The 25,888-nt window shown below is 63.9% G+C and carries 32 protein-coding genes; 15 read left to right on the top strand and 17 right to left on the bottom strand.

From position 1 onward, the window contains the following. The first annotated feature begins 116 nt into the window (after window positions 1-116). The 4 genes from SMA01S_RS00005 to SMA01S_RS00020 all read left to right on the top strand — a co-directional run bounded on the left by SMA01S_RS00005 (window position 117) and on the right by SMA01S_RS00020 (window position 2,922). Window positions 117-779, top strand: coding sequence for a hypothetical protein (locus SMA01S_RS00005; protein WP_066815380.1), 663 nt, complete (start codon window positions 117-119; stop codon window positions 777-779). Window positions 780-806: 27 nt separating this feature from the next. Next, entirely contained in the window at window positions 807-2,033 is a 1,227-nt protein-coding gene (locus SMA01S_RS00010; RefSeq protein WP_066815382.1) for an MFS transporter, read from the top strand. Beyond that, window positions 2,030-2,368, top strand: a complete 339-nt coding sequence (gene arsC, locus SMA01S_RS00015) for an arsenate reductase (glutaredoxin) (RefSeq protein ID WP_066815385.1) — start codon at window positions 2,030-2,032, stop codon at window positions 2,366-2,368. Before SMA01S_RS00010 ends, arsC begins: the two co-directional genes overlap by 4 nt. A 71-nt stretch (window positions 2,369-2,439) precedes the next feature. Continuing rightward, window positions 2,440-2,922, top strand: coding sequence for a rhodanese-like domain-containing protein (locus tag SMA01S_RS00020; RefSeq protein WP_066815388.1), 483 nt, complete (start codon window positions 2,440-2,442; stop codon window positions 2,920-2,922). Between the two features lie 43 nt (window positions 2,923-2,965). Here the strand turns inward: SMA01S_RS00020 and SMA01S_RS00025 are convergent, their stop codons facing one another. After that, window positions 2,966-3,601 (bottom strand): hypothetical protein, encoded by a 636-nt coding sequence (locus SMA01S_RS00025; RefSeq protein ID WP_066815389.1) that lies wholly within the window; start codon window positions 3,599-3,601, stop codon window positions 2,966-2,968. A 109-nt stretch (window positions 3,602-3,710) separates the two neighbouring features. Between SMA01S_RS00025 and purL the strand changes: the two genes are divergently transcribed. The 6 genes from purL to bfr all read left to right on the top strand — a co-directional run bounded on the left by purL (window position 3,711) and on the right by bfr (window position 9,028). Beyond that, window positions 3,711-5,927: a phosphoribosylformylglycinamidine synthase subunit PurL gene (purL, locus tag SMA01S_RS00030; RefSeq protein WP_066815391.1), complete on the top strand. Its 2,217-nt coding sequence runs from the start codon at window positions 3,711-3,713 to the stop codon at window positions 5,925-5,927. A gap of 95 nt (window positions 5,928-6,022) precedes the next feature. Next, complete coding sequence (locus tag SMA01S_RS00035; protein WP_066815394.1) at window positions 6,023-6,469, top strand: DUF3052 family protein; 447 nt, start codon at window positions 6,023-6,025, stop codon at window positions 6,467-6,469. Between the two features lie 16 nt (window positions 6,470-6,485). Next, on the top strand, window positions 6,486-6,920 hold the full coding sequence (locus tag SMA01S_RS00040) for a hypothetical protein (RefSeq protein ID WP_066816761.1): 435 nt from the start codon (window positions 6,486-6,488) through the stop codon (window positions 6,918-6,920). Continuing rightward, window positions 6,917-8,200: a DUF418 domain-containing protein gene (locus SMA01S_RS00045; protein WP_084249940.1), complete on the top strand. Its 1,284-nt coding sequence runs from the start codon at window positions 6,917-6,919 to the stop codon at window positions 8,198-8,200. The genes SMA01S_RS00040 and SMA01S_RS00045 overlap by 4 nt, the downstream gene beginning before the upstream one ends. A gap of 63 nt (window positions 8,201-8,263) precedes the next feature. Further along, complete coding sequence (locus tag SMA01S_RS00050; RefSeq protein WP_066812205.1) at window positions 8,264-8,434, top strand: (2Fe-2S)-binding protein; 171 nt, start codon at window positions 8,264-8,266, stop codon at window positions 8,432-8,434. Window positions 8,435-8,539: 105 nt separating this feature from the next. Then, window positions 8,540-9,028 (top strand): bacterioferritin, encoded by a 489-nt coding sequence (gene bfr, locus SMA01S_RS00055; RefSeq protein WP_066812207.1) that lies wholly within the window; start codon window positions 8,540-8,542, stop codon window positions 9,026-9,028. Between the two features lie 7 nt (window positions 9,029-9,035). On the opposite strand, the gene SMA01S_RS00060 is transcribed toward bfr, so the two are convergent. The 5 genes from SMA01S_RS00060 to panB form a co-directional block, all read right to left on the bottom strand. Continuing rightward, window positions 9,036-9,470 (bottom strand): Hpt domain-containing protein, encoded by a 435-nt coding sequence (locus SMA01S_RS00060; protein WP_439654293.1) that lies wholly within the window; start codon window positions 9,468-9,470, stop codon window positions 9,036-9,038. A gap of 116 nt (window positions 9,471-9,586) precedes the next feature. Then, window positions 9,587-10,948 carry a ribosome biogenesis GTPase Der gene (gene der / locus SMA01S_RS00065; RefSeq protein ID WP_066815396.1) on the bottom strand — a complete coding sequence of 454 codons (1,362 nt, stop codon included), beginning with the start codon at window positions 10,946-10,948 and terminating at the stop codon, window positions 9,587-9,589. A gap of 79 nt (window positions 10,949-11,027) precedes the next feature. Beyond that, window positions 11,028-12,356 (bottom strand): outer membrane protein assembly factor BamB family protein, encoded by a 1,329-nt coding sequence (locus SMA01S_RS00070; protein WP_066815397.1) that lies wholly within the window; start codon window positions 12,354-12,356, stop codon window positions 11,028-11,030. Window positions 12,357-12,361: 5 nt separating this feature from the next. Continuing rightward, the gene (locus SMA01S_RS00075) at window positions 12,362-13,045 is read right to left on the bottom strand and encodes a tetratricopeptide repeat protein (RefSeq protein WP_066815399.1); all 684 of its coding nucleotides are present in this window, start codon (window positions 13,043-13,045) and stop codon (window positions 12,362-12,364) included. A gap of 147 nt (window positions 13,046-13,192) precedes the next feature. After that, entirely contained in the window at window positions 13,193-14,065 is an 873-nt protein-coding gene (panB, locus tag SMA01S_RS00080) for a 3-methyl-2-oxobutanoate hydroxymethyltransferase (protein ID WP_066815401.1), read from the bottom strand. A 124-nt stretch (window positions 14,066-14,189) separates the two neighbouring features. Between panB and SMA01S_RS00085 the strand changes: the two genes are divergently transcribed. From SMA01S_RS00085 to SMA01S_RS00095, 3 genes are read left to right on the top strand one after another with little or no spacing between them, the layout of a single operon-like run. Further along, a complete protein-coding gene (locus tag SMA01S_RS00085) occupies window positions 14,190-14,615 on the top strand; it encodes a hypothetical protein (RefSeq protein ID WP_066815403.1) in 426 nt (141 codons plus the stop codon). Window positions 14,616-14,617: 2 nt separating this feature from the next. Next, window positions 14,618-15,040, top strand: a complete 423-nt coding sequence (locus SMA01S_RS00090) for a hypothetical protein (RefSeq protein ID WP_066815405.1) — start codon at window positions 14,618-14,620, stop codon at window positions 15,038-15,040. Next, the gene (locus tag SMA01S_RS00095) at window positions 15,033-15,254 is read left to right on the top strand and encodes a helix-turn-helix transcriptional regulator (protein ID WP_066591376.1); all 222 of its coding nucleotides are present in this window, start codon (window positions 15,033-15,035) and stop codon (window positions 15,252-15,254) included. The genes SMA01S_RS00090 and SMA01S_RS00095 overlap by 8 nt, the downstream gene beginning before the upstream one ends. 16 nt (window positions 15,255-15,270) lie before the next feature. Here the strand turns inward: SMA01S_RS00095 and SMA01S_RS00100 are convergent, their stop codons facing one another. From SMA01S_RS00100 to SMA01S_RS00110, 3 genes are read right to left on the bottom strand one after another with little or no spacing between them, the layout of a single operon-like run. Continuing rightward, complete coding sequence (locus tag SMA01S_RS00100; RefSeq protein ID WP_066815408.1) at window positions 15,271-15,711, bottom strand: hypothetical protein; 441 nt, start codon at window positions 15,709-15,711, stop codon at window positions 15,271-15,273. Between the two features lie 57 nt (window positions 15,712-15,768). After that, a complete protein-coding gene (locus SMA01S_RS00105) occupies window positions 15,769-16,116 on the bottom strand; it encodes an arsenate reductase (protein WP_066815411.1) in 348 nt (115 codons plus the stop codon). A 9-nt stretch (window positions 16,117-16,125) separates the two neighbouring features. Next, window positions 16,126-16,377, bottom strand: coding sequence for a CBU_0592 family membrane protein (locus tag SMA01S_RS00110; RefSeq protein WP_066815417.1), 252 nt, complete (start codon window positions 16,375-16,377; stop codon window positions 16,126-16,128). Window positions 16,378-16,495: 118 nt separating this feature from the next. Here SMA01S_RS00110 and SMA01S_RS00115 point away from each other — a divergent pair, with 118 nt between their 5' ends. Continuing rightward, window positions 16,496-18,418, top strand: a complete 1,923-nt coding sequence (locus SMA01S_RS00115; RefSeq protein WP_066815420.1) for a TonB-dependent siderophore receptor — start codon at window positions 16,496-16,498, stop codon at window positions 18,416-18,418. A 30-nt stretch (window positions 18,419-18,448) separates the two neighbouring features. Here the strand turns inward: SMA01S_RS00115 and SMA01S_RS00120 are convergent, their stop codons facing one another. Continuing rightward, window positions 18,449-18,973 carry a DUF8737 domain-containing protein gene (locus SMA01S_RS00120; protein WP_066815427.1) on the bottom strand — a complete coding sequence of 175 codons (525 nt, stop codon included), beginning with the start codon at window positions 18,971-18,973 and terminating at the stop codon, window positions 18,449-18,451. Window positions 18,974-19,091: 118 nt separating this feature from the next. Here SMA01S_RS00120 and SMA01S_RS00125 point away from each other — a divergent pair, with 118 nt between their 5' ends. After that, window positions 19,092-20,021 carry a LysR substrate-binding domain-containing protein gene (locus SMA01S_RS00125; protein ID WP_066815430.1) on the top strand — a complete coding sequence of 310 codons (930 nt, stop codon included), beginning with the start codon at window positions 19,092-19,094 and terminating at the stop codon, window positions 20,019-20,021. 25 nt (window positions 20,022-20,046) lie between these two features. Here SMA01S_RS00125 and SMA01S_RS00130 read toward each other — a convergent pair whose 3' ends face one another. From SMA01S_RS00130 to SMA01S_RS00160, 7 genes are all read right to left on the bottom strand, one after another. Then, window positions 20,047-20,637 (bottom strand): DUF1989 domain-containing protein, encoded by a 591-nt coding sequence (locus tag SMA01S_RS00130; protein ID WP_066815432.1) that lies wholly within the window; start codon window positions 20,635-20,637, stop codon window positions 20,047-20,049. Continuing rightward, window positions 20,634-21,320, bottom strand: a complete 687-nt coding sequence (gene gntA / locus SMA01S_RS00135) for a guanitoxin biosynthesis heme-dependent pre-guanitoxin N-hydroxylase GntA (RefSeq protein ID WP_066815438.1) — start codon at window positions 21,318-21,320, stop codon at window positions 20,634-20,636. Before gntA ends, SMA01S_RS00130 begins: the two co-directional genes overlap by 4 nt. 230 nt (window positions 21,321-21,550) lie before the next feature. Next, window positions 21,551-22,078 (bottom strand): ferritin-like domain-containing protein, encoded by a 528-nt coding sequence (locus tag SMA01S_RS00140; protein WP_157093720.1) that lies wholly within the window; start codon window positions 22,076-22,078, stop codon window positions 21,551-21,553. A gap of 32 nt (window positions 22,079-22,110) precedes the next feature. Then, complete coding sequence (locus SMA01S_RS00145; RefSeq protein ID WP_066815442.1) at window positions 22,111-23,061, bottom strand: manganese catalase family protein; 951 nt, start codon at window positions 23,059-23,061, stop codon at window positions 22,111-22,113. A gap of 177 nt (window positions 23,062-23,238) precedes the next feature. Next, a complete protein-coding gene (locus SMA01S_RS00150) occupies window positions 23,239-23,517 on the bottom strand; it encodes a DUF6894 family protein (protein WP_066815443.1) in 279 nt (92 codons plus the stop codon). Between the two features lie 88 nt (window positions 23,518-23,605). Then, a complete protein-coding gene (locus SMA01S_RS00155) occupies window positions 23,606-24,088 on the bottom strand; it encodes a DUF892 family protein (RefSeq protein ID WP_066815444.1) in 483 nt (160 codons plus the stop codon). A 43-nt stretch (window positions 24,089-24,131) separates the two neighbouring features. Next, a complete protein-coding gene (locus SMA01S_RS00160) occupies window positions 24,132-25,721 on the bottom strand; it encodes a DUF5060 domain-containing protein (RefSeq protein WP_066815445.1) in 1,590 nt (529 codons plus the stop codon). Window positions 25,722-25,888 lie beyond the last annotated feature (167 nt).

A 25,888-nucleotide genomic window follows, 5' to 3' on the forward strand; every position in this document is an offset into this window, starting at 1 on the left:
GGGAGGGTGAGGGTCTTCTTACTTCTTCTGTTTCGGCACACGCTTGGAAGAAGAAAGAAGACCCTCACCCAACCCTCTCCCGTAAACGGGAGAGGGCTTAAAACGGGGAGGGCTTTATGTTCATCGGTCACTATGCGCCGGCCTTCGCGGCGGCGACATCGCCCAAATCGCCGCGGCTCGGCGCCTTGTTCGTCGCCGCGCAATTGGTCGACATCGCATTCTTCAGTTTCCTGATCCTGGGCGTCGAGAAGATGCGGATGCTGCCCGGCGCGACGGTGATGAACGCCATGGACCTGTACGACATGCCCTGGACGCACAGCCTGGCCGGCGCGATCGGCTGGGGCGTACTGTTCGCGATTGTGGTGCGGTTACTGCGCGGCAGCTGGACCGCCGGCCTGATCGGCGGTGCGGTGGTGGTCTCACACTGGCTGATCGACCTGCTGGTCCATCGCCCCGACCTCACGCTCGCCGGAAGCCCGCCCAAGCTCGGGCTTGGCCTTTGGAACCATCCCTGGATCGAAATCCCGCTGGAGCTCGCCTTCGCGTTCGGCGGGCTGTGGTTCTTCGTCAGCCGGACGCGAGCGATCGGCACGATGGGCAGATGGTCGCCTTGGGCGCTGGCTGTCGGCATGGCGGTGCTCCAGGCAGTCAACTGGACCACGCCGCAGCCAAGTGAGGCCGGCCCTGCCCCGGCGTCCACTGGCTGGCTGGGATTGTTCGCTTATGCCGTGCTCGCTCTGCTCGCCTGGTGGGTGGCGCGGACGCGACGTTTGGCGTAGCCCATCCCCAAAATCGGGGAGAACCGGATGTCGCTGGTCGCAGAGCTCAAGGGACTGAATCGCAAGCAGGTCCATTCGATCTGGGCAAGCTATCTCGGCTGGACGCTCGATGCGTTCGACTTCTTCCTGTTGGTCTTCATGCTCTCGGCGATCGCCAAGGAATATGGCACCGACATCAAGACGGTGTCGGAAGCGACCTTCCTGACGCTCGCCGCGCGACCGTTCGGCGCGTTCGTGTTCGGGTGGATGGCCGATCGATTCGGGCGGCGGCCGATCATGATGATCGTGATCCTGTTATTCTCGCTCTTCTCGTTCGCCTCGGCCTTCGCCTGGTCACTGGCCAGCCTGTTCGTGATCCGCACCCTGTTCGGCTTCTGCATGGGCGGCGAATGGGGAATCGGGGCCAGCCTGGTGATGGAGTCGATCCCCATCAAGCTGCGCGGTCCCGTCTCCGGCCTACTGCAATCGGGCTATCCGACCGGCTATTTCCTCGCGAGCCTGATCTATTTCCTGCTGTTCGACACGATCGGCTGGCGCGGCATGTTCATGGTCGGCATCGCCCCCGCTATCCTGGTCTTCCTGATCCGGATGCATGTCGAGGAGAGTCCGGCTTTCGAAAAACGCCGCCACGAACGGCCGGCCAACCCACTCCGCGAGCTCAGGAAGCATTGGAAGATTGCGCTCTATGTCGTTGTATTGATGACGGCGTTCAACTTCTTCAGCCACGGCACGCAGGACATGTATCCGACCTTCCTCGAGAAACAGCACAAGTTCGATACGCACATGGTCGGCCTGCTGGCGATGGTCGGTAATGCTGGTGCGATCGTCGGAGGCATTTCAGTCGGAATTTGGTCTGAGCGAATCGGCCGCAAACGCGCGATCATCATCGGCAGCCTGCTGGCGTTGCCCGTGATCCCGCTCTGGGCGTTCAGTGCGACTCCATTGATGCTCGGACTCGGCGCCTTCCTCATCCAGATCGCGGTGCAGGGCGCGTGGGGTATCGTGCCCGTGCATCTCAACGAGCTATCGCCGCCCCTGGTGCGCGGCATGTTTCCCGGATTCGCCTATCAGCTTGGCAATCTGATCGCATCGCGCAACCTGCCGATCCAGGCCTCGATCGCGCAGAGCCATGGCGGCAATTTCGGGCTGGCCATGGCGATCGTCGCGGGCATCACGGTGGTCGTACTGGTGGCGTGGACCGCGATCGGGCCCGAGCGCACCGACGTGGATTTTCTGACGGAGAAGACGAATTGAAGGCGACGATCTGGCATAACCCGCGCTGTTCGAAATCACGCGAGACGCTGGCGATCCTGCAGGCGACGCCCGGCATCGAGGTCGAGATTGTCGAATATCTCAAGCACCCGCCGTCGCGGGACGAGTTGGCCGCGCTTTATGCCGCGGCCGGGATGACCCCGCGCGAGGGGCTGCGCAAAGCCGAGGATGGCGCCAAGGCGCTCAAACATGCCGACGACGATGCGATCCTCGACGCGATGGCCGCCGATCCGATCCTGATCGAACGCCCGCTGGTTGAAACGCCCAAGGGCGTGCGGTTGGGACGGCCACCCGAAAAGGTCCGCGAGATCCTCTGATCGCAGAACGTTCAGGCCTCATTTAGGCGATCGGGCGCACGCTTCGGGCTATAAAGTCAGGGAGGGAAGCCATGACGCCGTTGTTGCTCGCCGTATTCCTGATGGCTGCCGACGGTCCGCCGCCGGTCAATCCGCAGATCGATTATCAGGGATTCCAACGACTCGCGGCGCGAGTCTCGCCCGAGCGCGCAAAACGCCGCATCACGCTCATGCGCTTCATGCAGATGGCCGCGACGGGCGGGGCGATCATTCTCGACGCACGATCGGCCGATGCATTCGCGCAGGGGCATATCGCTGGGGCGATCAACCTGCCGCTGACCGATTTCACCGCGCCGGCGCTCGCCGCAGCCCTGCCTGACCGTAACCAGCCGATCCTGATCTACTGCAACAACAATTTCTCGAACGACCGGCCACCCGTGATGCTCAAGTCGGCCGCGGTGTCGCTCAACATCCAGACCTATATCAACCTGGCCGCTTACGGGTATCGCAACGTCTACGAACTCGGCGAGACCGTGGATTTCGATGACCCGAAAGTGAACTGGATAAAAGGCTGACGCCGGGCGCGCGCAGCCGATCGGCCACACGCGCCCGCGATCGTCAGTTCGAGGTGGTCGTGACGGTCGTCTTCGTCTTGACCGTCGCTGGCGCCGCCCTCCGGACGACGTGACGTCTGGTCACCACGCGCTTGCGCGGAGCCGCCTTGGTAACGACCTTGGTTGCCGGCGAGACCGTTTCGGTGGTTATCGTCGTGCTGGTCGGCACGGGCGGTGGCGGCGCGGCGATGACTACCGGTGCCGGCGGCGGCGCGTTGCGCGCCGCATTGGCGTCGGCTTCAGCAGCAGCAGCGCGGGCATTGGCGTCGGCCGCCGATCGCGCGGCGTCCGCGGCAGCGGCCTCGGCCGCCTGCTTGTCGTCTCGGGCGCGCGCGAGTTTGGCGCGCTGCGCCTCGCCCAGCGCCTGATCGGCGAGCGTCGACGCGCGGTTGGCGTCGGCGATCGCGTCGGTCTTCTTATCGCGCGCCAAATCCTCCTGCGCGGTGCGCAATGCCCCTTGCGCCTCGGCGAGCAACCGGGGCACCTCTCCCGCGGCGCCGACCTTACCGGCGGCATCGACCTTGGCCTGCGCGGCGGCAACGGCCTCTCGCGCCCGGTCCTTCTTCCCCTGCCCAAATGCCGGCGGCACGGCTATTAGTGCGACCCCGGATACGCACGCCAGAATGGTTGGGAAACGCATGTTACTCTCCTGTTCATGGAACCGCCGCACAACGATCGTTACGATGGGGTTGTTCCGAAACGGTCTGGATGGGTGACGGATGCGGCCGAGGCCGCTAAGGGCGTGCGGCATGACCGGAATCACGCCCGAAATCGTCGCCGAACACGGCCTGTCGCCCGAGGAATATGAGCGCGTCCTGCACGCGATGGGGCGCGAACCCAACCTGACCGAACTGGGTATCTTCTCGGTCATGTGGTCCGAACATTGTTCGTACAAATCCTCGCGTATCCATTTGAAAAAGCTGCCGACCAAGGCGCCCTGGGTGATCCAGGGTCCGGGCGAGAATGCCGGCGTGATCGACATCGGCGACGGCCAGGCGGCGATCTTCAAGATGGAGAGCCACAACCACCCCTCGTACATCGAGCCCTATCAGGGCGCTGCGACCGGAGTCGGCGGCATCCTGCGCGACGTCTTCACCATGGGCGCGCGGCCGGTCGCCAATTTGAACGCCCTGCGCTTCGGCCGCCCCGATCATCCCAAGATGCGCCACCTGATCGCGGGCGTGGTCCACGGCATCGGCGGCTATGGCAATTGCGTCGGCGTGCCGACGGTCGGCGGGGAGGTCAATTTCCACGCCGCTTATGACGGCAACATCCTGGTCAATGCGATGACCGTTGGCGTCGCCGAGACCGCCAAGATCTTCTATTCGGCGGCGTCGGGCATCGGCAATTCGATCGTCTATGTCGGCTCCAAGACGGGACGCGACGGTATCCATGGCGCCACCATGGCGTCGGCCGATTTCTCCGAGGATTCGGAGGAAAAGCGGCCGACGGTGCAGGTCGGCGATCCGTTCACCGAGAAATTGCTGATCGAAGCGTGTCTGGAGTTGATGGCGTCCGACGCGATCGTCGCGATCCAGGATATGGGCGCCGCCGGGCTGACCTCGTCGTCGGTCGAGATGGCGTCGAAGGGTGGCGTCGGGATCGAACTCGACATGAACGCGGTGCCCTGCCGTGAGACTAGCATGACGCCCTACGAGATGATGCTGTCGGAGAGCCAGGAGCGCATGCTCATGGTCCTCAAGCCCGGCCGCGAGCCCGAGGCGGAAGCGATTTTCCGCAAGTGGCAGCTCGATTTTGCGATCATCGGTACGGTGACAGATACCGGCCGGATGGTATTGAAATTCAACGGCGAAACGGTGTGCGATATCCCGCTCGGGCCGCTTGCCGACGACGCTCCCGCTTATGATCGGCCGTTCGTACGCACCACGCCTCCGGCCGATCTGACCGACGAACCCGAATGCGAAGATCTGACCGGCGATCTGATCAGGGTGATGGCGTCGCCCGACATCGCCAGCCGCCGCTGGATCTGGGAACAATATGACCACATGGTCGGCGCCGACACCGTCCAGCGTCCCGGTGGCGACGCCGCGGTGGTTCGCGTCCATGGCACCAACAAGGGCCTGGCGATCACCACAGACTGCACGCCGCGCTATTGCCTGGCCGATCCGTTCGAGGGTGGAAAGCAGGCGATTGCCGAGGCTTATCGCAATATCTGCGCAGTGGGTGCGAAGCCGCTGGCGACGACCGACTGCATGAATTTCGGCAACCCGCAGCGGCCCGAGATCATGGGCCAGTTCGTCGGCTGTATCGAGGGCATGGCCGAGGCGTGCACCGCGCTCGACTTCCCGATCGTGAGCGGCAACGTGTCGCTCTACAACGAAACCAAGAATGACGATGGCAGCGGATCGGCGATCCTGCCAACGCCGGCGATCGGCGGCGTCGGCCTCCTGCAGGATTATACCAAGAGCGCGACGATCGCGTTCAAGCACACCGGCGACGCGATCCTGGCGGTCGGCGAGCGCGGCGGTCATCTCGGCCAGTCGATCTGGCTGCGCGAGATCCATGGCCGCGAGGATGGCCCCCCGCCCCCGGTCGATTTGAAAGCCGAGCGCCGCACTGGTGAGTTCGTCCGCTCGGCGATCGAGCGCGGGCTGATCAGCGCGTGCCATGACGTCTCCGACGGCGGCATGGCGGTGGCGCTGGCCGAAATGGCACTGGCGAGCGGGATCGGCGCGATGATCAACGAAGCGCAGCCGTTCGGCGTGGCGGGATCGTTCTTCGGCGAGGATCAAGGCCTCTATCTGGTCACCGTGCCCGACGAGGCGCTGGCCGAATTCCTGGCCGACGCCGCTGCCGCCGACGTCCCGGCCGATCCGATCGGACGGACGATCAAGGACCGGCTGATCTTCGAACTCGATGAAGGCGATTGGTGCGTCAGCATCGCCGACTTGCGCAACGCGCATGAAGGCTTTTTCCCCGAGTTGATGGGCGACACAATCGTCTGATTGGGCGTCTGATTGGGCGCCTGATCCGGCACCCGATCGGCGGCTGGTCGCGTGGGACTGTTGTAGTACAGCAGGTTGGTGATAGCGTCGGCGTCATGGCATCGCCCGACGCTTCGTCTTCGCACCCCAATGCGGCTCCAGCGGGCTATTCGGGAACCCCGCTGGCGAAGAAGTTGTCGCTCGCGCCAGGCATGCGTGCCTGGTTCCATGCCGTGCCCGATAGCGTGCGCGCGGAGATCGATCTCGCCGCGATCGGCGTTATCGACCTGGATGCTCCGCTCGAGGGCCTCGACGCCGCGCACCTGTTCGTCACCGAATGCGCCGAGTTGGAACGGCTGATCGCCCAGCTGCGCACCATGATCGCCCCGGCCGGACAGATTTGGGTGTCGTGGCCCAAAAAGGCCGCCAAGGTTCCGACCGACATCACCGAGGACGTGATCCGCACCGTGGCACTGCCGACCGGGCTGGTCGACGTGAAGGTGTGCGCGGTCGACGCAATCTGGTCGGGGCTCAAATTGGTGATACGCCGCGAATTGCGGTGAAACAGGGAGAGGGATGATGGGAACCGGCCGTAAGATTCTGCTGGCGACATTGGTCGCCGGCACGCTCGATATCCTGTCGGCGTGCGTCTACACGCTGATTGCCGGGCGAGCGCCGATCAACATGCTCAAGGGGCTGGCGAGCGCCATCCTGGGCGACGGCGCGGTCAAGGGCGGGCCCGGCGTGGCTTTGGTCGGGCTATTGCTGCATTTCGCGATCATGGCGGTGATGGCGGCGTTCTTCGTGATCGTCGCCGATCGTACGCCAATCCTCAAGTCACGCTGGCTGATCGCGGGTATCGCTTACGGCATCGGACTATGGGCGGTGATGAGCCTGATCGTCTTGCCGCTGCGCTTCGGCTGGCACCCGTTCACGGCGTTGGGGCTGGCCGAGCAGTTCTTCAGCCATAACGTTCTGGTGGGCATCCCGATCGCCTGGTTCGCGAAACGGTGATCGACCCGCCGGCGAGCGACGGCGCGGCCGTGCCGCTACGGCTGCGCACGCTCGACGCAGTGCGTGGGGTCGCGGTGATGGGCATCTTGCTGCTCAACATCATCGATTTCGCGATGCCCGGCTATGCCGAGATCGACCCCAGCTTCTACGGCGGGTCGACCGGCGCAAATTGGTGGGAATGGGCGATCGCCTATGCGATTGGCGACGGCAAGTTTCGCGGGCTGTTCACGATGATGTTCGGTGCCTCGACCCTGCTGATCGCCGACCGCGCATTGCTGAGCGGCCAGCGGCCGGCCAAGGTCCATTATGCCCGGATGGCGACCTTGTTCGTGTTCGGCATGGTCCACGCTTATCTGATCTGGGCGGGCGACATTCTAGTGCTCTACGCGCTGACTGGGATGATCGCGTTCGTCGGTTGGCGCGTACGGCCGCGGATGCTGGTGACGATCGGCATGTTGCTGCTGGCGTTCAAGTTGGCCGATGGACTGGTCGCCTATCAGCATCTCGAGACCGCGCGCGTGGCCTCGATCCAGCCAAATCCCGATCCGACCCTGGCCGCCGACTGGCGCGCGTTCCGGCAGCAATCCGACCCGCAGCGCGACGGCATCGCGCGCGAACTGGCAGGCTATCGCGGATCCTATAGTGACGCGCTCAAGGTGCGGACGCAGACCGCAATCTTCTTCCAGACGATCGTCAACCGCATCGCCTTCATCGACACGCTGGCGTTGATGCTGATCGGCATGGCGCTGTTCCGCTGGGGATTCTTCTCCGGCGCCTGGTCGCGGCGCGCTTATTGGCTGACGGCGGCCGCCGTGCCGCTGGCCTGGGCGGCCTATGTTCCGCTGGTCGGCTGGCTCGATGCGACGCATTGGGCGCCGCTGACGATGATCGCGACCGAGGCGATCCAGCTCAGCTTGCTGCGGCCCTGGCTCAGCCTGGGCTATGCCGCCTTGGTCATCCTGTTCGTGCAATCGGGGCGCCTGCCTTGGCTGGCGGATCGCTTCGCCGCCACGGGAAGGATGGCGTTTTCCAATTATCTCGGCACCTCGATCGTCTGCACCTTGATCTTCAATGGCTATGGCCTGGGCTGGTACGGCTATCTGCAGCGCTGGCAGTGCCTGATCGTCGTCGCCGGGATGTGGCTGTTGATGCTCGCCTGGTCGAAGCCGTGGCTCGATCGATTCGCCTATGGTCCGTTCGAATGGCTGTGGCGCAGTGCGGCGCGCGGACAATGGCAACCGTTCCGACGCACGGGGCAAGTTGCAAACGTGTCGCAATAGTATTGCGAATCGATCTCACTATCGCTAACTCGATCGCAACGAGCGCGAGGGATAATCGGTCTCATGATGGTGTGCGTCTGCAATGCGATCCGCGAACGCGAAGTGCGCGAGGCCGCGCGCAACGGGTCGATGACGGCGTGTCAGGCCTATCGCTCGCTCGGCCGTCAGCCGAAATGCGGTCAGTGCGTGCCGTTCGCGCGGTCCATTATCGATGATGAGCGCGCTGCTGCGTAGCGTTCGCAACTCGAGAAAAACCGCAGAAATCCGCCATTTTTTGGACTTTTTCCGACGGAGCCGGCAGTCTATAGTCGCGCCCGAAGAACAATGAAGGGCAAGACTATGAAGGGCGATCCGCAGGTCATCGATTTCCTGAATACCGCGCTCAAGAACGAACTGACCGCGATCAACCAATATTGGCTGCATTACCGCCTGCTCGATCATTGGGGCGTGCAGAAGCTGGCCGAGTTCGAGCGCCACGAATCGATCGACGAGATGAAGCATGCCGACTGGCTGTCGGAGCGCATCCTGTTCCTTGACGGCCTGCCCAATTTCCAGCTGCTCGGGCGCCTCCGCATCGGCGAGACGGTCGAAGAGGTGTTGAAGTCGGACCTCGAGCTCGAAATGGAGGCGTTGCCGCTGCTGCGCGACGCAATCGAACATTGCGAGAAAGTGCGCGATTATGTCAGCCGCGACCTGTTCCGCCGGATCCTCGACAGCGAGGAGGAACATGTCGATACGCTCGAGCGCCAGTTCGACATGATCGAGCGGATGGGGCTGGAGAATTACATCCAGCTCAACGCGAAATCAGCGGAAGAAAGCGAAAGCTGACCGACAGTCAGATGGCGCGGCGGCCGAAGGCGGTGGGGCGGCGTTCGACCAGCGGGTTGGCCTCGCGTTCGAGCATCGCGAGCGTCGCTTCGAAGGTCGGGCGCAGCTTGACGACATGTTCCAGCGCCTGGTCGGGCGCATCGCGCGTTTCCACGCACTGGCGCCCGATGACTTCGATGGCTTCGGCGATCGCCGCGAGTTGCTCCGCCCCGAACTGACGCGACTCGCCCTTCAGCGTGTGCGCCGGCAGCACGATCGCGGCGGCATTGCCGGCGCGCATCGCGTCCTCGATCGCTGCGACCGATTTGACGCCATCTTCCTTGAAATAGCCGAGAATGCGGACGAACCCGGCGCCGAGCTCGCTTCGGGCCGCCTGAAAAGCGCTCCAGTCCACTATTTGCCCGCTATCGATCGTCACCACGTCCTCCACCCGTATCGGCACGCCCCCGCTGCCCCGATGTGTCCGATGTAGCTGGCGCAGGTAAACGACCGGTTGACGGAATTCGCAGCCGTCAGCCTCTAAGATCTTGGAGCCGTGCAACTTTCACGAAATTATGTTCAATCCCGATCAAATGGATTCTTCGGCGCGCGCAGCGTCAACCGAACGGGGACTGCGCCGAAGCCAAGATCCCGGCGCATCGAGTTGACCAAATAGCGTTCGTAGCTTGCGGGAAGCTGATCGACGCGCGTGCCGAAAATAACGAAACTGGGTGGGCGCGTCTTGATCTGGGTGACGTAGCGCATCTTGATCCGCTTGCCGCCGGGCGCTGGCGGAGGATTGGCGTCGATGGCGCGTTCGAACCAGCGATTGAGCTCGCCGGTGGAGACGCGCTTCGACCAGGCCTCACGCGTTTCGAAGGCAGCGCCGAGCAACTGGTCGATGCCCTTGCCGGTCGCGCCCGACACGGTGACGACGATGACGCCCTTCACCTGGCTCAGACCGTCCTCGAGCGCTTTCTTGACGCCATTGAACAGCGACGAGGCATTTTCGGCGATGTCCCATTTGTTGAGCGCGATGACCAAGGCGCGCCCTTCCTGGAGGACGCGATCGGCGATTTTGAGGTCCTGGGCCTCCAGCCCCAAGGTCGCATCCAGCAGCAGCACGACGACTTCGGCGAAATCGACCGCGCGCAACGCGTCGGCGACCGATAGCTTTTCGAGCTTGTCCTGCACCTTGGCGCGCTTGCGCATCCCGGCCGTGTCGATCAGCCGCACCGCGCGCGGGCCGTTCTTCGGATCGTGCCAGGTCCAGTCGATCGCGATCGAATCGCGGGTGATCCCCGCTTCTGGACCGGTGATCAGGCGATCCTCGCCCAGCATGCGATTGATCAATGTCGATTTGCCGGCATTGGGACGGCCGACGATCGCCAGCTTAAGCGGCGCGTCGGGGCTGTCGTCTTCCTCTTCCTCGAACTCTTCCGGCTCGGGAACGAACGGGACCAGCGCCTCGAACAGATCGGCCATGCCTTCGCCATGCTCGGCCGACACCTGGACCGGATCGCCGAAACCGAGTGCGAGCGATTCGATGATGCCGGCCTCCGCCGCGCGTCCTTCCGCCTTGTTGGCGACCAGGATGACCGGTGTGGTCGAGCCACGCAGCCAGCGCGCGATTTCCTCGTCGAGCGGAACGATCCCGGCGCGGGCGTCGATCAGGAACAAGGCGACGTCGGCCTGTGCCACCGCCGCCTCGGTCTGTTGCCGCATCCGGCCGGGCAAGGTCGCGGCTTCGAGATCCTCGTAGCCGGCGGTGTCGATCACGCGAAACTCGAGGCCGAGCAGGTTCGCGTCGCCCTCGCGCCGATCGCGGGTAACGCCGGGCTGGTCATCGACCAGGGCAAGCTTCTTGCCGACGAGCCGGTTGAACAGCGTCGACTTGCCGACATTGGGACGGCCGATAATGGCGACGGTGGGTAAGGACATGCAGGGCGCTGTAGGGCGTGTGCACGCCAGCGGCAACGCCCTGAACGGGGCGACGCTTACGCCGCCCCGTTCCGATCACTCAGCGATAGGCGGAAATTCGCCCGCGCCCGTCCAGCACGTAGAGTGTGTTGTTGGCGACCACCGGCCCCAGGCCGAAGCCGTCCTTGCCGGGAATCGTCTGGCCGACGGTGCCGTCGCTCGGCGAGGCGAACACCATGTCGCCCAGCGAATTGACCAGCACCAGGCGGTTGCCGGCAAGGACCGGACCGTACCAGGTCAGCGGGTTCTTCTTCTTTTTCTTCTTTTCGACCTGGAAGGCGCGCAACTGGCTGATCCAGCGGATCTTTCCGGTCGAACGCTGCAGGCAATAGAGCTTGCTTTCGTCGGTGACCACGAACAGCCACTCGCCCGCCAGCCAGGGCGTCGAAATACCGGCGAAATTCTGCTCCCACAGACGCTGACCGGTAGCGAGATTGGCGGCAATCAGACGACCGCCCTGCCCCAATGCGTAGACATTGGTGTCGTCAATCACCGGATCGGCGTCGATATCGGCAAGACTGGACACCGAGGTCGAAATGCTGGTGCGCGACAGAGCGTCGCCCCAGATGGCGCGGCCATTCTCGACGCGATAGGCGTTGAGCTCGCCCGACGAAAAGCCGGCGACGACCGTCTGGTGCGCCACTGCCGGCGCAGCGACGCCGAATACGCCCTGGGTTTCGAGACTGCCCGAGGCCGACCAGACTTGCTGCCCGTTGGCGGTCGACAAGGCGTAGAGCTGATTGTCCTGGCTCAACGTGTAGAGCTGGTCGCCGACGACGGTCGGCGATCCGCGCAGCGGCGGCCCCGGCTTGGCGCGCCATACTTCGGAGCCGGTCTTGGCATCGAACGCCACAATGTCGCCCAGGCCATCGGTCGCATAGACGCGGCCATTGTCGTAAGTCGCGCCGCCGCCGAACCGTGCCGCCTTGCTCTTCTCTGCCTTGGCGATCGGCACGGTCCACAAGGACGCGCCCGAATTGGCATCGAAGGCGTGCAGCGCGCCGTCGACATCGACCGCGTAGAGCTTGCCGTCACCGATCACGGGGGACGCCGCCAGCCGCTGCCGGTTCGATCCCGCCGGGATCGTCACCGTCCACACGCGGGAAACGGATCCGCCCAGCGCCAGATGGCCCATCGACTTTTCGGGATTGCCGCCGGGCTGGGCCCAGTCGGTATTGGCGACAGGTGCCGGCAACAGGACGTCGAGCCCCGAAATCGCCGGATCGACCTTGGCGTCGCTTTCCGACACCAGGATCGGCACGCGATCGCCGAGCACGGGAGTCTTCTTTCCGCCGCCCTTGAATGCGCCGCACGCGCCGAGCGCGGTCAGCGCCACCAGCGCAATCGGCATCCTCCACTTGGTCGTCATGCTGCTTACTTGCCCTTCTGAACGTTCGTACCGGTATCGAGAGCCTGGGTCGCCTGAACCGCACGTTGACGGATGCTGTCGGGAACCTTGTCGCTCTCCGCGATCAACTTGAACATCGCGCGCGCTTCCGCCAACCGGTTGAGCTTGAGATCGGCCATCGCGATCATCTCGCCGGCGCTGCCGAGCCAGGCCGAGTCCGAGGTCGCGAGCGGCTTCAGCCGGTCGATCACCACCTGCGGCGCGAGCGCGTCGAATTCGGTATGGGTCTGGCGGATCGTGGCGAGGTCGCGGATCGGCTGCCCGACACTGCTATCACGCGCGACTTCGCCATATTTCGCCGCGGCTTCCTTGGTCTTGCCGGCTGCGAGCAGATCGTTGCCTTGCAGCATCTTGGCCAGCGCGCGATAGCCCGGCGCGCTCTCGCCGGCGAGCTTGTCGATCGGCGCCTTAGCCGCCTGGGTATTGCCGCTGGCGATCGAGTCATAGGCCTGTTGCAGTTCGATCGCCTGCTTTTCGGCAGCGCCATGGCTCCATGCCCGCCAGCCGAGCACGCCGGCGAAAATCGCCAATGCGGCCACGATCAGACCAATGATCACGCGACCATAATTCTTCCACACGCCCACGATCTGATCGCGGCGGAGTTCCTCATCGACCTCGCGCAGGAAAGCTTCGTCGGTTTTCGGCGTCACAGCCAAGGGGTAGGCTCCAATTGGGGGCAAAAATAAGTCGGCGGACCTTAGGGACCGCGTTCGGCTCTCGCAATGGCCGTGATCGGCGACTGTTCCTAGGGGGGTCCCTTAGCGGCGCGCCACCCAAAAGCAACGCGCCTTGGGCGGTCAGGTCTTGGGCAGATAGGTCTGCTCGACCCCCGGGAACGTCCGATTGCGTACCTCTTCGGCATAGCGTGTCACGGCATCGGTGATGCGGCCGGCCATGTCGTCAAACTTCTTCACGAAACGCGGCGTGCGCTCGAACAGGCCGAGCATGTCCTCGGCGACCAGCACCTGACCGTCGCAGGCCGCCGATGCGCCGATCCCGATCACCGGAATGTCGGTGGTTTCGGTGAGCGAGCGCGCGATCGGTTCGATCACCCCCTCGACCACGACCGAGAAGGCACCGGCCTCTGCAACCGCCCGGGCGTCGTCCTTGATCTTGGCTTCTTCCTCCTGGCTACGGCCGCGCGCGCCGTAACCGCCGAGCGTGTTGATCGCTTGAGGCGTCAAGCCGATATGCGCCATCACCGGGATGCCGCGCTCGGTCAGGAAGCGAATGGTCGAAGCCATCGCGGCGCCGCCTTCCATCTTGATCGCGGCGCAACCGGTCTCCGCCAGCACGCGGCTGGCGCTGGCGAAGGCCTGTTCGGGTGAGGCTTCGTAGCTGCCGAACGGCATGTCGACCACGACGACGGCATGATAGCTGCCACGCACCACCGCCGCGCCATGCGCGCACATCATGTCGAGCGTGACCGGCAGCGTCGAGGGCAGGCCATAGACGACCTGCCCGAGCGAATCGCCGACCAGCAGGATATCGCAATGCGGATCCAACAGCTGGGCCATGCGGACCGTGTAAGCGGTTAGCATCACCAGCGGTTCCTGCGTCTTTCCCTCGAACTTGCGGCGCTGAATGGCCGGCACGGTGAGTCGCTTCATCGGCGCCGGCGTCGGGTTGGCGCGGCTGGTCGAGGTGTCGATCGTGAAGGTCGTGGACATGGCGGGCTCCCTAGCCAGTTCCGCATCGCATCGCCAGCGCCCACCAACGCGAACGACAGCCGCGCTTGACTTAATGTTATATATATTTAACATGATGGCGACTGATTCGTACATGAGGTCAAAAATGCCGTTCAAGGAAAAGATCGCCTGGATCTCGGTCGTCACGACCGCGATCGTCTGGGGCGGCTATTTCACCTTCGCTTTCCGGACGATGATGACGGGAGGCGTGCCGCACCCCTCTATTTACATGGCCGCGTTCACCGCGGCACTGATCCTCCAGGCCCTGCTGGCCGCGGCCGCCACGATCGTCGTCGCGATCCTGGCGCCGAAGGATGCCAACGCGCCAGCCGACGAGCGGGACAGGGAAGTCGCGCGCCGCTCGTACGCCATCGCCTATCCTGTGCTGATCAGCCTGATCGTCTGCGTCACCGTGACGGTCTATTTCGGCGCCACGCCCTGGGATCTGGTCAACGGCATGATGGCCGCGATCGTGATCGCGGACATCGTCCACTATGGCGCGCAGATCGTCGGCTACCGGCGGGGAGCATGACCATGGCCTATCGCGAAAAGACCGCCTGGCTGACGCTCGTCTGCATGATCGTCGCTTATGTCATCTATTTCTCGCTGGTCCTGTCAGGGCAGGTCGGACCCAGGCTGCTCGATATCGTCTGGACGTTCGGCATCGTCGCCTCGATCCAGGCGATCGTGGTGATCGTCGGCCATGTCGTGCTGGCTGTGAGTAGCGACGCCGACGAACGTGCTAGGCCCGACGAACGCGACCGCGCGATCGCCCGGCGTGGAGGAAGCGCCAGTTATTACGTCCTGCTGGTCGGAACGATCATCGTCGGCGTGGTGATGCCATTCAGCGATCCGGCACCCAAGATCGTCAACAGCGCGTTGCTGGCGATCGTGCTGGCGGAAACCCTTCGCCATGTCCTAATCGTGACGAGCTATCGGAGGGGCTGGCATGGCTAAGCCGCTTCCCGGCCGGGTGGTCAATCAGATCCGCTTGCTGCGCTTCATGGCGAATGAGATGACCCAGGCCGAACTGGGCGAGCGGATCGGCATGACTCGCCAGACGGTGGCGGCGATCGAGGCCGGCAAATATTCACCCACGCTCGAGGCCGCGTTCCGCATCGCTCAGGTGTTCGGCAAGCCGCTGGATGAGGTGTTCCAGTGGGAGGGCTGAGCGCCCTCCCCCGACGTCACCTTCCTATCCAGCCTTTCTTCGCCGCCATCCCCGAAAACCAGATCGCGAACAGGCCGACTACGGCGATGAACACCGGAAACGGCACCACCTTCGCCGCACCTTCATGCGCGATCAGGTCGGTCATCGCGAACGTATAGCCGAACTGGACGATCACCGCGATCAGCGAGATCCAGAACAGGATGATCGCGCGGCGTTCGCGCAGCAGCAAGGCAAGGCCGCCGAGCAATCCGCCGAACGTGGCGACGGCGTAGACATAATTGTACCAGCTGGGCAGTGAGCGGTAGAGCGCCTGGTGATAGGGCGTCTGTTCCCACATCGCCGAGGCGGCACCCAGGCGGAACTGCTCGACGCAGAAATAACAGCCGATCGCGTTCCACAGCACCAGCAGGATCGCGACGATCCAGAACCAGACCGGCGGCTTGACGGTTTGAGCCATGTTTCCCCTCCCTATTTAGGTGGTGGAGACTGCGCCCGGATGCGCGCGCTGGCAAGCTTAGCCGATACCGGCCGTTTGCCAGGCGTCAGGCTTGAACCCGGCGGCCAGCACGCCATCACCTTCGACGATCGGGCGCTTGATCATCGATGGCTGCGCCAGCATCAGCGCGATCGCCTTATCCTGGTCGAGATCGGCCTTGTCGGCATCGGACAGCGCGCGGAAGGTCGTGCCCGCGCGATTGAGCACGGTTTCCCAGCCCAATGCGCTCGTCCAGCGACGCAGCGACGCTTGGTCGACGCCCAGCTTCTTATAGTCGTGAAAGGCATAAGCGACGCCGCGACCGTCGAGCCAGGCGCGGGCCTTTTTTACCGTGTCGCAATTGGGGATGCCGTAAAGGGTAAACATGGCGCGTTCCTATGCCCGTCGCGCGATGCGCCAAAGCGTAAAGAGCCCGATGCCCGCCCAGACCACGTTGAGCACCGCCGAGGGGATCGCGCCGTTATAGCCGCTATTGACGACGAAGCACGCCGCGCCGACCAGGTTCATCCACTGATAGAGCCGCGATTGTCCGCCGACCCGACCCGCGGACAGCAGGAGATAGGCGACCAGGATCAGCACGGCGCCGGTCCAGCCGATCGTTTCGATAATGATGCGTTCCGCCGTCATGCGATCCGCCGATGACGCGGTTCGTCGCTTCCGTCCAGCCGTCACCGTTAAGTCGGCATTCAGGGCCGATTGACTGATATGCTGTCATAAGACGATATAACGGTAAGGGAGGATCGGCATGGGACGGCTGAGCTCGGCGACGCTGACATTGTTGCTGGCGGGGAGCGCGTTTCCCGCCGCCGCGCAGGATCGCGCCGACGACAATGCGGTGACGCAGGCGGAGGACGGGTTCGGCTTCAGCGTCGGGCGCGAGACGATCGGCATCTACACGTCGAGCAACGCGCGCGGCTTCTCGCCGACCGCGGCGGGGAACGTGCGGATCGACGGCATGTATTTCGACCCCGCGATCGCGCTGTCGAGCATCATCAACGATTCGACCAGCATCAAGGTGGGTCTGTCGGCGCAGGGCTATCCGTTCGCCGCGCCGAGCGGGATCGTCGACCAATTGCTGCGCCGTCCCGGCGACAAGGCGGCCGCCTCGATCGTGCTCAACGCCGACAGCTACAGTTCCTATGGGTTGGAAGTCGACGGATCGCTGCCGGTCAGCAAGCGGCTGTCGGTCGGCTATGGCGCGATCGTCGGGCGCACCGCATTCCCCGACGGCACCGACAATTTCAATCACAGCCAGGGGCTGATCGTCCGCTGGCGGCCAGCGCCCGGCGTGGAGATCATGCCGTTCTGGACATTGACCAACGATTACAATGACGAGGCCGGGCCGTTCTACGTGCCGGCGGGCAAATATCTGCCGCCAAAGCCCCCCGCGCATAGCTTTGACGGCCCCCAATGGGCCGATTTCCGCTATACCGGGACCAATCAGGGACTGCTCGCTTCCTATGCGCCGGGCAAGACGTGGCTGCTCCGGGTCGGCGCGTTCCGGTCGGTGTTCGATCAGAAGAAGAGTTACGCCAATCTGTTGGTCGACCTGCAGCCTGACGGGACAGCGGACCGCCTGCTCATCGCCGATCCGCGCGCGAAGAACGTATCGCTGAGCGGCGAGGTCCGGCTGACGCACAGCATCGTCGACGGGCCGCGACTCCATGTGATCCATCTCAGCCTGCGCGAACGCGACGCGCGCCACCAGTTCGGCGGATCGGACGACGTCGATCTGGGTCCGACCCGGATCGGTGTCGAGGAGGATTCACCCAAGCCGAATTTCATGTTCGGCGCGTCATCGCGCGACCGCATTCGCCAGGCGACCCTGGGCGTGGCGTATGACGGGCGCTGGCGCGACATTGGCGAGATCAGCTTCGGCCTCTCGCGCGCCGATTACCGCAAGACTACCTGGCTCCCGGGCGTCGCGCCGATCGTGTCCCGGTCGCGGCCATGGCTCTACAACGGAACGGCGGCGGCCTATCTGTCCAAATCGGTGTCGCTCTATGCCGGCTATGCCCGCGGACTGGAGGAAAGCGGCGTCGCGCCGCCCAACGCGGCCAACCGCAACCAGCCGCTCAACGCGATCCTGACCGAACAGAAGGATGCCGGCATTCGCTGGACGGTGACGGGGAACGTCAAGCTGATCGCCGGGCTATTCGACCTGCGGAAGCCCTATTTCGGGTTCGATGCAGCCAATCGCTACACCCAGGTCGGCACCACCCGCAGCCAGGGGGCGGAAGTGTCGGTGTCGGGCAATTTGACCAGGACGCTCAACGTCGTCGCGGGCGGGTATTTCCTGCGCGCCCGGGTCACGCGCGATCCCACCGCGCTCGGCACGATCGGCGCGCGCCCCGTTGGCTTGCCGGGGCACCTCGTCAATTTGAACCTCAACTGGAAGACGCCGGTGCTCGACGGGCTGTCGCTCGACACCACCTTGCTCCAGCGCGGCAAGGTGCCGTCGACCACCGACAATCTCGTCTCGTTACCCGCGCGCGCGCAGCTCAACCTTGGCGGTCGCTATCGGTTCAAATTGATCAACCGCGATGCGACCCTGCGCATGCAGGTGACCAATATATTCGACAATCGTCCCTTCAACGTCGCCGGACCCGGCATCTATGGCGCAGCCGCGGGACGGTACCTCACCGGCTATCTGGCGGTGGACGTCTAGTCCACTGCCCCGCTCCATCGGCGCGAAGCGTCAGGAGACGCGCGCAGCGGCGACGGGTGAAGACGCCGCCGTGGGCCGCGAGCGCGCCAGGAAATAAAACGCGGTGACGTGAGTAATCATCAGCAGCGGCACATAGAGGATCGGGATCGCATAGGCCGCGCCCAACTCCCCCGCATGCGCCGGGAGATCGGCCTGGATCGCGTGGCTATAGGCAAGCACGAGATCGACCAGGCCGACAAGGTTGAACGCGACAACGAACAGCCAGAAGACGGGCCGGATCCGAACCGTCGCTAGCGCGAGCATCGCGAGCAGGCCGGTGGCAAGGTCGCCATAAGCGGCGGGGATGGCAAAATGCGCCGGCAGGCCGTCGCCGACCACGCCCGGCACGATGAAGGCGAGCCCGAAGAAGCGGAAGCTGTGGAGCGTCGCGATCGCACGGTGCGCCGCCACGCGATCGATCGATTTGAGCCAGGGCAGGACATAGGCGCCAAAGCACAGCAGCCACGCCACGTACCCGACGAAGAGATGCGTCTGAAAGATATGGGTTATCGACATGGCGATCTCCGGTCCTGAGTCGATTGCGGCGGGGTCGACCGCCGCTGTCCGGTTGAGGTGGAGGTCGCATCTATGGTCGCTTTGCACGAGCGACTATGGGCGATAATCTCGACGATCTATGAAGCAGAACTTCACAGTCCGGCATGGTGCGCTCGACGGGGTCGAGACATTTCTGAGCGTCGCCCGCTATCGCAGTTTTCGCCGCGCTGCCGCTGCGCTCGGTGTCACGCCGTCGGCCGTCAGCCAATCGGTGCGGACGCTCGAAGCGCGGATCGGCGCGGCGTTGCTGACCCGGACCACGCGCAGCGTCGGCCTGACCGAAGCCGGCCAACGCTTCCTCGACCGGGCTGGGCCCGCCTTTGACGAGCTCGTCGCCGCCAGCGAAGCGGCGCGCGATCTGGGGCAGCGCCCTACCGGATTGTTGCGCCTCGCCGTACCCCGATCCGTGGTGCCGTTGATCCTTGAGCCGGTGATCGCGTCATTCTGCGAGGCCTATCCCGAGATAGAATTGGAGATCGCCGCGAGCGACGAGATGGTGGATATCGCTGCTCGCGGTTTCGATGCCGGCATCCGCCTCGGCGAACTGATCGCGGCCGACATGATCGTGGTGCGGCTAACGCCGCCGTTCCCGTTCCACGTCGTCGGCAGCCCCGATTATCTGCGCGGGCACAAGCCGCCGGCCCGAGTGGAGGACCTCCGCGATCATGCGTGCCTGCGCCTGCGCCGTTGGAACGGATCGATCGCGCCTTGGACCTTCGCCGTTGGTAACGATGTAATCGAAGCGGCGGTGTCGGGGCCGCTGATCGCGCACGATTACCCCACCCTTCTCGGTGCCGCGATGCAGGGCCTGGGGCTCGCGCAAGTCCCTGGCCCGATCGCCGAGGCAGCGATTGCGGATGGCCGGCTACAAGCGTTGCTGACGTCTCAGGCGATCATGACGCCGGGCGTCTTCCTTTATCATTCCGGCAAACGTCAGATGCTGCCGAAACTCCGCGCATTCATCGATCACATGAAAGCGCCTCGACGCATGGCGGCGGAGGGCGGTTAGTCGCGGAACGAAAGGGCTGCCCCAATCAGCTGTCGATCCGGTAATGGATCGGCTTGAAGGTGCCGCCGTTCGAATCCGGCGCCGAACAGGCGGTCAGTCCGATGACGAGGTCGATCTCCGCCCGGAAGGTAATATGATCCCCGGCCTTGCTCCGCGGCGGCAGCACCTTCAGTTTCCCTGTCCGTCCATCGACCGGCACGTTCATGAAGCAGTTGAACGCGACCGGGATGCGGTCAGGCCCGATGCCATAAGGCGCCAGTGCCTCGGCGAGATTGCCGAAACAGCCGCGATGCGGCGGCAGATCGGGATAGAAATGGTGGAAGGTATCGATCGAACACGGCGTCAGCAGGAAATCGTGGCACCCGACCGTATCCTCGACGATCGTCAGCATCGCGCGCGAGCGGTTGGAATATAATTCATGCCCGGTCGTCAGCGCGATCGTCTCGGCATAATCGAAGGTGCGGCCCGATGAGATCACCTCGTCCACATCCTCGGCGTTGAACGCGAGCAGATCCGCCACTTGCTCGCCCCTGGGATCGATCACCGTCAACAGCGCGCCGCGAGGCAACGGGAAAGCGGTGCCGCTCCGTTCCGGAATGACGATCTCGCTGCTCATTTCGCCTCGCCGCGATATTCGAACGGAGGCTCCCAATCCTCATCCACCGCGCGGCCCGAATATTGCCGCGCCTCGCTGACCTCTCCATGACGCGCCAGCATCGGATTGCGCGACCCGGCAAGATTGTCGTCCCGCACCAGGATCTTCTCGCGCAGCCCTTCATATTTGCCGGCCTCGCGCAGCCGCTCGAATTGGTCGTGGAGGTTGAAGACGAGGGTCGGCTGCTCGAACCGGCGAGCCGGACGGCTAGCCTTGGGATGAAGGCCGACGATGAAGAACGCCTCGCCCCCGAAGCTCAGCGAGAAATGCGGGTTGCCGGGATCGGCGCTGACACGTGAGTCATAGGCCTGACCGCGCCAGACGTCCTTGTCGTGGAGCGACTGGACGCGATCCCATAGCGCGCGTTCGAACGCTTCTTCGTCGAGATTGACGGGGCCCTGGAAAACGACGGCGAAGCTCTGGAATATCGCCGGATCGTCGCGATACGCCCCGGTGAAGCGCAACAGCGCCTCATGGATGCGCAAATCGTCCCAGGCGCTGTCGATATTATCGCAGGCAAGAACCGTCAGGCGACCGCGCGCCAGCGCCGATTTCGCGCCGACACAGGGAAATGACGCGGCTTCGACATGAGCGAAAAGTTTGCGTTCCAACGCGTCCTGAGCGGTGTGAGTCCAATGAAACATGGGGGTAGTGAAGATCCTTCTGGAAATCGCTGGTCAAGGGATGCTCAACCGCCGGCCGGTCCGAGCACGGATGGCAGGTCTACTGGCGCCCGGCCGCTTCACCGTCAGTGCGACAGCGCATAGTGACCGAACGCCCATCCGCCCGGTAGGTTTCGGGCGATCTGATGTCGCTCAATACGATTACCGTGTGCGGTCCGCTGGTTTACCCAGCCAGCCGACATAGCGGCGGATCAATGGCTCGCCGTCGCCCCCTGCGCGCGCAACTCGAGATATTTGCGCGTGATGGCTGGCAGGCTCTCGTCGCAGAACCGCGCCATGGCGAGTTCCTCGTCCAGCGTTCGTTGCAGTAGCGGCAAGGCACTGCCGAACCCACCCGTCTCCGCGACGGTGATCAACGATTTGTAGCTCGCCACCTCGAAATTCTCGAAGGCGAAATTGGCGAAACTGTTCTTGAGGATTTCGTCGGGTGCCAAGACATGGCCCAAAGCGGCGAGGTTGCCGACCAGCCCCAGGGCGGTATCCTTTACCACCGACGCCTTCTCGTCGAGCGACTGCAGGATCTCGTCGAGCCGTTCGATCTGTCCCTCGGTTTCGACACGATGCGCCTTCAGCCGCTGCGCCACTTCGGGATAGTGGCTCAAATGATCGATCTGACGGTCCATCAACGCCAGCGCCTGGTGCTCCAAAGCGTGGGCGTTGCGCAGACCCACGACAAACACGTGTTGAACCACGTCGGCGCGTTCGAGTGTCTCAGCCATCATCTACTCCATCATCTGTAAAAAGGGGTTCGTTATTCGGCGGGTTCGCTGAGCAGCGTGGCGTCCGCCATGTCGGTCGCTCCGCCGAGATCTTCGTCGGTCATCCGGCCGGCACCCGGACCGGCCCCGAGGTCCGCGCCCGTCGTCGGATTGTGATCGGACCGCGATGCGGTCCGCTGCATCAGAGCCGCGGCCGCCTTCGCGTCGCCGTCGCCCAGTTCGACGCTGGCGTCGCCGCTACCGCCGTCGAGCGGAACGCTGCCGGCGACATCATCGACGCGATCCCACTGCTCACCCTCGTTCCAGGCGCCGTCGACATCGCCGTCACCCTGCGAGGTGTTGACGTACATGCTGGCATATTTGGCGAGCCCGGGAAGCTTGCCCGGCGGGAAGTTGTTCTCGATCGCGTACAACGCTTTCTCGAAGCTCTTCTGATGCGCGATCTCGCGCGTCATCAGGAAGCCCAGCGCATCCTTGATCCCCGGATCGTCGGTGATGTTGATCAGGCGCTCATAGACGATCTTCGCCCGGCTTTCCGCGGCGATGTTGGACCGCAGGTCGCACGTCGGATCGCCTCGGCTGTCAATATAGGCGGCCGTCCACGGCACGCCGGAGGAATTGGTCAGCGCCGGCCCCCCACCATAGAGGATCGCCTGGGTGTGGCTGTCGCCGCCCTTGGTCAGCGACAGATAGAGCTCGGCCTCTTCCATCGCGCCCTCGGCCAGTTGCGCCTTCACGCCTTTGTTGAGCATCGCGACGATCGACCCGATCACCTCGAGATGGCTCAATTCCTCGGTCGCGATGTCGAGCAACAAATCCTTACGACCGGGATCGTCGTCGCCAAGACCTTGCGTGAAATAGCGCATCGCCGCCGCCAATTCGCCGTCCGGCCCGCCGAACTGCTCAAGCAGCAACGAGGCGAGCACCGGGTTAGGTTCGGACACGCGCACTGTATATTGCAGGCGCTTATTATGCATGAACATGGATCGTACTCCTTGGTTGACTGGCAACCAGCCAAGAGCACGGACGTTCCGCGTTTTTTCGCGAGGCTAACGTGGGTTATAGCGATATTTCAAATGGATGAACCAACCGGGGACATATGGCTACCGGTCAGCCGAGACTGGCTGAATGCCGGGCAAGATCGACATAAGCGCCCCGGCTCAGGCCTCGATCGCGACCACATCGCGAAAATAGACGACGCCAATCGTGTTGCGCGCCTCGTCCTCGACCTCGATCTTGTGGTGGAGCACCAAGTGACCGCGCGCCTTGACCGATTCCGCAGCGAAATTGCGCGCCTCATCGGCCGCGCGCCGCATCGCCATCGAGGTGTCGGCCAATTCGGCCCCCTCCTCGTCCAACGTGATCTCGTCGTTATAGACGTTGAAATAATACCGGCTCATCGCGATGGTCAGAAAGCCGCTGCTGCGATTTGGTTTCATATCTTGCTCAGAATCAATGTGTTTCCGCTCGGCGGCTGCTGAAGGTACGTGTCCCGCGGAACGGAGGCGCGACCCGCCCGAGCGCGGATCAGGCGGCAATTTCTCGGAGCAGGGCCGCCAGTGTCTCGTCCGTTCCGGCCAATTCGTTTCGGCTCTGTGTCAACGCCTTCTCGGCGTCGTTCAGCCCGAGCGAGTGAGCGAGCGCGATGGCAGTTTCATAGCTGACACGCTCGGCCTGCACGCCTTTTCGGAACGCGCCGATCAGCGCGATATCGAGAAGAGGACCTTGCTCGATCATCGTCGTGTCGCGATGCGCGTCCTCCAGGATAGCGCGCAGCCAGATATTCTCTGCCCCCGCTATGTCTATGCGCAAGGAGGTCGCGATGGCCTGAAGGCGGCCCGCACGCTCGCGTCCCTGCCCGATCTCGGACTGCATCACCGCGGCAAACCGGTCATGCGCGATCCGGTCGGCGATGCCGCGGACCCGATCGGCCCAGACGCATTCGCCGTCATGAAGGTCCTGCACGGCGAGAACGAAGAGGGCGAGAGAAGTGGTGGCGAATTGGGTCATGCCTTTCCGAACGCGGCTGGCTCGGCCGGGTTGCGTCAGCGGATCACACCCTCGTCACCCGCAACGCGATCCAGGGCTTGCCAGGCAGCGCAACCTTCGGCCGCGTCGGGTCCTGCACGTCGTAGTCGTTCTTGCGCGCCATCTTGAACACGCCGTCGACGGGGGTGATGGTCATGTTCCAGGTGTCGATCACGTCGATCCGGTAGCTCTGTAGCGCCTCTTCGCCACGGCCGGGCAACACGACCTCCCATTCGGTCGGGCGGTCGGCGCCGAAATAGCGAAGGTAATAATGATTGGCCTTGCCGCCGAGATGATAGTTCCACCACGCCTGGATCGGCTCGATGCCGGGGACCGGCCCCTCCTCCATGATCTTGCGCAGAAAGGCGAGCCGCGGCGGACTGGTGCCGACCAGCTTGCCGCCCTGTCCCAGCCACGAGAAATCGGCATTGTGGTTGACGTCGAACGTCTCGCTATGGCCGACATAGGTACCGCCGATCAGTCCGTACCAGAAGCGTTCGACCATCTCCTCGCCGGTCAATTGGCCCCAGCGTTTGTCCGAATTCCCTTCATAGACCACTTCGTCGAAGATCACCGGCTTGAGCGCGAAGGCACGGTGCAGCTCGGCGCGAATGTCGTCGAGCACTGCCGCACCGTTCTGGATGCTGGCATGCGTGATCCAGGGCTTGCGCGCGTCATAATAGGTGTTGATCTGGTGGATCGAGCGCAGCCGGTCGTGGGGATCGGCGGCGACCAGCACCTGGAACAGATGATCCCAATCGTCCATCGTCTTGGTCTTGATGGCATCATATTCGTTACCCATCGACCACCAGACGTTGCGATAGGCGCCGAACCGCGCGGCGACGTAGCGCAGGTAACGCTGGTCATCGGCGCGTGTCATGTCGGAATAGCCGCGCTTGGTATCGTATGGGTGGTAGAGGATGACGTCGGCCTGGATGCCGAGCGCGCCCAGCCGGACGATCCGATTCTCGTAGCGGCGGAAATAGGCCGGGTCGAAGCGCGCGGGATCCCAGGCCTTCGGCCCGTCGCCCGTCCGCACGAACGGATTGGTCGCGACCGATTCCACGTTGGGAAAGACCAGCATGCGCATCTTGTTGAACGGCGCGCCGGCAAGCGTCTTCAGCGTCTCCGCGCATCGGGCGTCGGATTGCAGCGCCCAGGAATAGCTGGTCGTGCCGATCTGGCGGAACGGCGTCCCGTCGGCATATTCGAAATGATAGCCGTCCTTGGTGACGCGCACCGGGCCATGGTTGCCGGCGCTCGGCGCGATCGCCTCGAACGCGCCGGTGCGGCCGCTGAGCGTGGGCGCGTCGCTCTCGCTGGTCCAGCGCCAATCACCGATCTCGGGCGGGCTGAAGCGGATGCGATAGACGCCGTTGCCATCATAGAAGCCGGGCACGCGGATCGTCCGTCCACCGTCGGTGAAGGTCGCATGCAAGGTGACGTCGTCGAAGGGATTGTCGGTCTGCGGCCCGTCAAGCGCGATCTCGTACACGCCCCAGCGTTCGACACGCTTACTGGCCGAGCGCTTCGTTGCCGCCGATATCGGACCCGAAGCGGCAACCGCTCCCAGCACCATGGCATTGGCCAGCACCGCGCGCCGCGAAAGTCCCATCGCCTCATCCTCTCCTGGCGACCGAATTGTGGCTTCGGCCGGGTTTTCCGAGAGGTATCGGGCGCCTCCAGCCGAGTCAATTTGGGATTATAATATGATCAATTGCCGCGATGGCACGATCGACAAACCCGGTACCAACGCGCGAAGACTTGCGTCGCTCTGCACCG

The sequence above is a fragment of the Sphingomonas mali NBRC 15500 genome (assembly GCF_001598415.1).
Taxonomy (GTDB): domain Bacteria; phylum Pseudomonadota; class Alphaproteobacteria; order Sphingomonadales; family Sphingomonadaceae; genus Sphingomonas; species Sphingomonas mali.

What these genes read in the sequence shown, in the direction of transcription:
- SMA01S_RS00005 (WP_066815380.1), top strand. Translation starts at nt 117, where the DNA reads ATGTTCATCGGTCACTATGCGCCGGCCTTCGCGGCGGCGACATCGCCC.
- SMA01S_RS00010 (WP_066815382.1), top strand. Translation starts at nt 807, where the DNA reads ATGTCGCTGGTCGCAGAGCTCAAGGGACTGAATCGCAAGCAGGTCCAT.
- SMA01S_RS00020 (WP_066815388.1), top strand. Translation starts at nt 2,440, where the DNA reads ATGACGCCGTTGTTGCTCGCCGTATTCCTGATGGCTGCCGACGGTCCG.
- SMA01S_RS00025 (WP_066815389.1), bottom strand. Translation starts at nt 3,601, where the DNA reads ATGCGTTTCCCAACCATTCTGGCGTGCGTATCCGGGGTCGCACTAATA.
- purL (WP_066815391.1), top strand. Translation starts at nt 3,711, where the DNA reads ATGACCGGAATCACGCCCGAAATCGTCGCCGAACACGGCCTGTCGCCC.
- SMA01S_RS00035 (WP_066815394.1), top strand. Translation starts at nt 6,023, where the DNA reads ATGGCATCGCCCGACGCTTCGTCTTCGCACCCCAATGCGGCTCCAGCG.
- SMA01S_RS00040 (WP_066816761.1), top strand. Translation starts at nt 6,486, where the DNA reads ATGGGAACCGGCCGTAAGATTCTGCTGGCGACATTGGTCGCCGGCACG.
- SMA01S_RS00050 (WP_066812205.1), top strand. Translation starts at nt 8,264, where the DNA reads ATGATGGTGTGCGTCTGCAATGCGATCCGCGAACGCGAAGTGCGCGAG.
- bfr (WP_066812207.1), top strand. Translation starts at nt 8,540, where the DNA reads ATGAAGGGCGATCCGCAGGTCATCGATTTCCTGAATACCGCGCTCAAG.
- der (WP_066815396.1), bottom strand. Translation starts at nt 10,948, where the DNA reads ATGTCCTTACCCACCGTCGCCATTATCGGCCGTCCCAATGTCGGCAAG.
- SMA01S_RS00070 (WP_066815397.1), bottom strand. Translation starts at nt 12,356, where the DNA reads ATGACGACCAAGTGGAGGATGCCGATTGCGCTGGTGGCGCTGACCGCG.
- panB (WP_066815401.1), bottom strand. Translation starts at nt 14,065, where the DNA reads ATGTCCACGACCTTCACGATCGACACCTCGACCAGCCGCGCCAACCCG.
- SMA01S_RS00085 (WP_066815403.1), top strand. Translation starts at nt 14,190, where the DNA reads ATGCCGTTCAAGGAAAAGATCGCCTGGATCTCGGTCGTCACGACCGCG.
- SMA01S_RS00090 (WP_066815405.1), top strand. Translation starts at nt 14,618, where the DNA reads ATGGCCTATCGCGAAAAGACCGCCTGGCTGACGCTCGTCTGCATGATC.
- SMA01S_RS00095 (WP_066591376.1), top strand. Translation starts at nt 15,033, where the DNA reads ATGGCTAAGCCGCTTCCCGGCCGGGTGGTCAATCAGATCCGCTTGCTG.
- SMA01S_RS00100 (WP_066815408.1), bottom strand. Translation starts at nt 15,711, where the DNA reads ATGGCTCAAACCGTCAAGCCGCCGGTCTGGTTCTGGATCGTCGCGATC.
- SMA01S_RS00105 (WP_066815411.1), bottom strand. Translation starts at nt 16,116, where the DNA reads ATGTTTACCCTTTACGGCATCCCCAATTGCGACACGGTAAAAAAGGCC.
- SMA01S_RS00110 (WP_066815417.1), bottom strand. Translation starts at nt 16,377, where the DNA reads ATGACGGCGGAACGCATCATTATCGAAACGATCGGCTGGACCGGCGCC.
- SMA01S_RS00115 (WP_066815420.1), top strand. Translation starts at nt 16,496, where the DNA reads ATGGGACGGCTGAGCTCGGCGACGCTGACATTGTTGCTGGCGGGGAGC.
- SMA01S_RS00120 (WP_066815427.1), bottom strand. Translation starts at nt 18,973, where the DNA reads ATGTCGATAACCCATATCTTTCAGACGCATCTCTTCGTCGGGTACGTG.
- SMA01S_RS00125 (WP_066815430.1), top strand. Translation starts at nt 19,092, where the DNA reads ATGAAGCAGAACTTCACAGTCCGGCATGGTGCGCTCGACGGGGTCGAG.
- SMA01S_RS00130 (WP_066815432.1), bottom strand. Translation starts at nt 20,637, where the DNA reads ATGAGCAGCGAGATCGTCATTCCGGAACGGAGCGGCACCGCTTTCCCG.
- gntA (WP_066815438.1), bottom strand. Translation starts at nt 21,320, where the DNA reads ATGTTTCATTGGACTCACACCGCTCAGGACGCGTTGGAACGCAAACTT.
- SMA01S_RS00140 (WP_157093720.1), bottom strand. Translation starts at nt 22,078, where the DNA reads ATGGCTGAGACACTCGAACGCGCCGACGTGGTTCAACACGTGTTTGTC.
- SMA01S_RS00145 (WP_066815442.1), bottom strand. Translation starts at nt 23,061, where the DNA reads ATGTTCATGCATAATAAGCGCCTGCAATATACAGTGCGCGTGTCCGAA.
- SMA01S_RS00150 (WP_066815443.1), bottom strand. Translation starts at nt 23,517, where the DNA reads ATGAAACCAAATCGCAGCAGCGGCTTTCTGACCATCGCGATGAGCCGG.
- SMA01S_RS00155 (WP_066815444.1), bottom strand. Translation starts at nt 24,088, where the DNA reads ATGACCCAATTCGCCACCACTTCTCTCGCCCTCTTCGTTCTCGCCGTG.
- SMA01S_RS00160 (WP_066815445.1), bottom strand. Translation starts at nt 25,721, where the DNA reads ATGGGACTTTCGCGGCGCGCGGTGCTGGCCAATGCCATGGTGCTGGGA.